At 58.1% G+C, this 4231-nt stretch carries 3 protein-coding genes; all 3 read right to left on the bottom strand.

Features of this window, described 5'->3' with window-relative positions:
• On the bottom strand, positions 1-1227 hold a 1227-nt coding region (locus ABX749_RS24140), incomplete at its 3' end, for a cytochrome c oxidase subunit 3 (protein ID WP_372898245.1).
• A 101-nt stretch (positions 1228-1328) separates the two neighbouring features.
• Positions 1329-3098 carry a cbb3-type cytochrome c oxidase subunit I gene (locus ABX749_RS24135; RefSeq protein WP_145209600.1) on the bottom strand — a complete coding sequence of 590 codons (1770 nt, stop codon included), beginning with the start codon at positions 3096-3098 and terminating at the stop codon, positions 1329-1331.
• Positions 3099-3365: 267 nt separating this feature from the next.
• Positions 3366-4231 (bottom strand): c-type cytochrome (locus ABX749_RS24130; RefSeq protein WP_372898244.1); only part of this gene is annotated, 866 nt, incomplete at its 5' end.

Genomic DNA, 4231 nt, shown 5'->3' with positions numbered 1-4231 from the left:
CCAAATCATGTCGACGATGTGCCAGTACAACCCGACGTAATCGACCGGACCGAAGTAGTTGCGGTTGAAATCCATGCGAATCGAACGAACCAGCAGCCACACCAAGACACCGATCCCGGCCAGAATGTGGATGGCGTGAATCCCCGTCATGCAATAGTAGATGCTGAAGAACACACCGGCTCGACTGGGACGCAGCACGTTTTCGGGAGCGGAAGCCACTGTTGCCGAGGCGTCGTCGCTGACGTCGTAAAGGATGCCACCGCCGGATCGCTCCGACTGAGCTTTGCGAGCGGCCAGTTCGTCTTGCAAACCGGTGTTGGTCGCATCGGTCGCCAAACGCTCCAGCACGGCCAGATCGGCGCTGTCGTTGCTCATCGCCCCGGCGGCGGGCAAGCTGGCGACCGCTGCGGCGGCTGGCTCTTCGTGATCGACGTGCTGGTCACCGTCGGCGTGGGCATGCTCTTCACCATGCTCGGCCGCCGTGCCATCGGTGGACGCCACAACCGCGTGGTCGTCTTCATGATGCCCTTCCTCGCCACCGCTTTCCAGGATCGTTCCTAGACCGACGCCGACGAAAAAGCAGAGGCACACGACCAGCAACGGCTTGGCACATTCCAATTGAAACTTTGCCCCGCGAAGGAAGCTGACGACCAACCAGATGGCCACGCCGATCGTGATCGCCACGAACGGGGCACAAATGTAGGCCAGGTAATTGGGGCCACCGACCGGGTGCGGATTGCTGGGGTCGTAGCTGAACAGGCCAGCGGGCAGCAGTCCCAGGTGCCATTTGTGGGAGTATTCGATCGCTTTGACGCCCAAGAAGACGGTCGCACACGACAGCGTCGTGGCCAGCATCACGGTCAGCAATTTGTGCTGTTCCTTTTGGGCACAGCGAACGCCCCAGGCCATCGTGAAGGAACTGAACAGCAGGACGCCGGTGTTGATCGCACCGAGCTTGGTGTTCAAAAACTGGCTGCAACCTTCGAAGACTTCCGGCCGCCAAGCACGAAAGATCGCATAGGCACAAAACATCCCGCTAAAGAACAGGACTTCCGTCACCAGGAACAGCCACATGCCCAGCTTGCCGCTGTCAAACTGCTGCTCGGGCGTGTCGAAGTGGTGCGCCAGGTACGACGGGTGATCGTGATCACCGTGGCCGTGGTCGGAATGCCCGTGACCGGGTTGTTCATGCGCGTCGGACGCGAGCCCAGCGTCGGTAGTAGCCATGGATTGAATCAAGCAAGCGAAGGAATGAAAAACAAATACAACTCTGACAATATCAACTGGTCGGATCGCCCGTCATCCGGATGCGACGATCCGATGCACCACTACTCACTCGCGTGAGCCGGCGTCTCGGCAGGAGTCTCCGAGGGCACCCGTTCACGCTGCGGTTCCACCTTCACATAGCGATCCAATTCGGTGTCCCAGCGGATGTCGCCGAACTCATAGGGATCACCCACCACCGGCGGACGCTCGAAATTGTAAAACGGCGGCGGTGACGTGCAATTCCACTCCAGCGTTGCACCGCCCCACGGGTTCGCCGGGGCTTTCTTGCCGTTGACCAGCGACATCAGCAACACGAACAACGCCACAAACAAGCCGACACCCAGGATTAATGCTCCGTAGGTGCTCATCTGGTGCAGCGGTGCGAATTCCGGGTCATACGTCGCATAGCGACGCGGCATGCCTCGGCTACCCAAGATGAATTGCGGCAGGAAGGTCAAGTTGAATCCGATGAACACCAATGCCGCCGAAAGCAACCCGCCGGCTTCGCTGTACATCTTGCCGACCATCTTAGGCCACCAGTGGAACACGCCGCCCAAGAACGCGACGACCGTGCCGCCGACCATCACATAGTGGAAGTGTGCGACAACGAAGTACGTGTCGTGCAAGTGCATGTCGGTCGCCAGCGTGCCGAGGTGCAACCCGGTCAAACCGCCGATGGTGAACAAGAAGATGAATGCGATCGCGTACACCATCGGCGTCGTCAGACTGATCGACCCCTTGAACATCGTCGCAACCCAGTTGAACACCTTGATCGCCGAAGGCACCGACACGGTGAAGGTCAACGCACTGAAAATGATCGTCGTGATCGGGCTCATTCCGCTGGTGAACATGTGGTGTCCCCAAACGATGAAGCTGAGCAGGGCGATCGCGATCGACGAGTAGGCGATGAAGCGGTAACCGAAGATCCGTTTGTGACTGTGCACGCTGATGAGTTCACTGATGATGCCGAAGGCCGGCAAAATCATGATGTACACGGCCGGGTGGCTGTAGAACCAGAAAAAGTGCTGAAACGTGACCGGGTCGCCGTTGTATTCCGGGTCGAAAATCCCGATGTGCAACGTTCGCTCGGCGATCAGCAACAGCAACGTGATCCCCAACACCGGGGTCGCGAGCACCTGAATGATACTGGTCGAATACGTCGCCCACAGGAACAACGGCATGCGGAACCAGGTCATTCCCGGTGGCCGCATCGTGTTGATCGTGACGATGAAGTTCAACCCGGTGAAGATCGAACTGAATCCCAGGACGAACGCCCCGGTGGTCGCCAGGATCACCGATGAGTCGGTCGTGGTACTGTAGGGGGTGTAAAACGTCCAACCCGTGTCCAACCCGCTGGCCAACAGCGCCATGACGAAGAACAACGCACCGCCGACCCACAGATAAAAACTGCTCAGGTTCAAACGCGGAAACGCGACGTCCTTGGCACCCAACATCACCGGCACCAGGAAATTTCCCAGGGCGGCCGGGACGCTCGGGATGATGAACAGGAACACCATGATCGCCCCGTGCAACGTGAACACCTGGTTGTAGATGTCGTTGGGGGCCTTGTCCGGGGCAAGCCACTGGAACAACGCGTTGTTGAACAGGATGCCATCGGGGGCAAACAGGTGCAGCCGGATTCCCAGTGCCAACAGCCCGCCCAACAGGAACGCGCTGGTAACACCGATCAAATACATCATGCCGATGCGTTTGTGATCCAGCGTGAAGGCCCAGCTCAAAATTCCTTTTGAGTTGGTCAGGTAGTTCTCTTGCGGAGTCGGATAGCCAGGGTCATTGACTTCGTAGCCCGACGGCACAGATCCTGCAGACATCTCTCACCTCGATGGAAACTTCATTCGACCAGAGCTGATGACCGGCTTCGGCATCCGCGAGATGCGATCCCGGCGATCCGATCGAAGCCCGACCTTACGGCACGGCCTGTTAATGAACGTTATCTCGTTTATTCACAAATGGGTTGGTATTGGTTTCAAGGTCAATCACCGTTGTGATTGTCCCAAAATTCCCGACGGTTCGGGAGTCAAAATGCGGAGATCACTCCGGCTTCTTCTTGATTCTGTCTTGGCGTGACCGCCGTTTGCTCATTCGACCGACACGGGTTCGGCGTCCGCCGGCGCTTCCGGTTCCGTCGCCGACGGATCGCCCAAGCTCTTGATGAATTCGATCAAACTGTAAATGTCGTCCTCGGACAGTTGCCCCTTGTAGCTGGGCATCACCGGCTGGTAGGCAACGCCTTGCTCGATGGCCACTTTCGCTTTCGGATTCAAAATCGATTCGCGGATGTAGTTTTCATCCACCTTGACCTGGTCGCCACCGACAATGTCTCGCATCGTGCCATAGCTGCCCTTGTAGGACGGGCCGACCAATCGCGAGCCGTCGATCGAGTGGCAGCTTTTGCAACCGCGACGCTCGTACAATTTGGCACCGTAAGCCGCCGGCGGTTCATCCCCGCGCGAGCTGTACTTTTTGATCCAGGCGTCCAGCTCTTCTTGGGTTTCATGGACGACCACGACGGTTTGCATCTCTGAGTGGTTGGTCCCGCAATATTCGGCACAGTACAGGTCGTAGAAGTTGTAGCCGTCGGGGGTGCACTGGCGTGCGTCGTAATCCCAGGACAGGTTATCTTCTTTGTCCTTGTCGGCGAGTTGTTTGCACTCCTCGTCGGTCATCACCTTCTCGCTCGGCTCCATCGCCTTGAACCAGATGTAGTTGTAGCGGCCGGGCACGATGTCCTTTTTCACACGGAACGAGGGGATGTACAGGCTGTGGATGACGTCTTTGCTGGTCATCGTCAACTTGGTCGGTTCACCGGCGACGACGTGCAGTTCGGGGTGAATCACGCCGTTTCCATAGTTCATCCCCCAGCCCCATTTGTAAGCGTCCACGCCGACGTTGTAGGCCCCCTCGGGGATCGATCGCATGTCGAGGAAGCCGCGGGCACCGAAGT

It is taken from the genome of Stieleria sp., assembly GCF_041595215.1.
In the GTDB taxonomy this organism is placed as follows: domain Bacteria; phylum Planctomycetota; class Planctomycetia; order Pirellulales; family Pirellulaceae; genus Stieleria; species Stieleria magnilauensis.
This window is presented reverse-complemented; position numbering and strand designations above follow the sequence as displayed.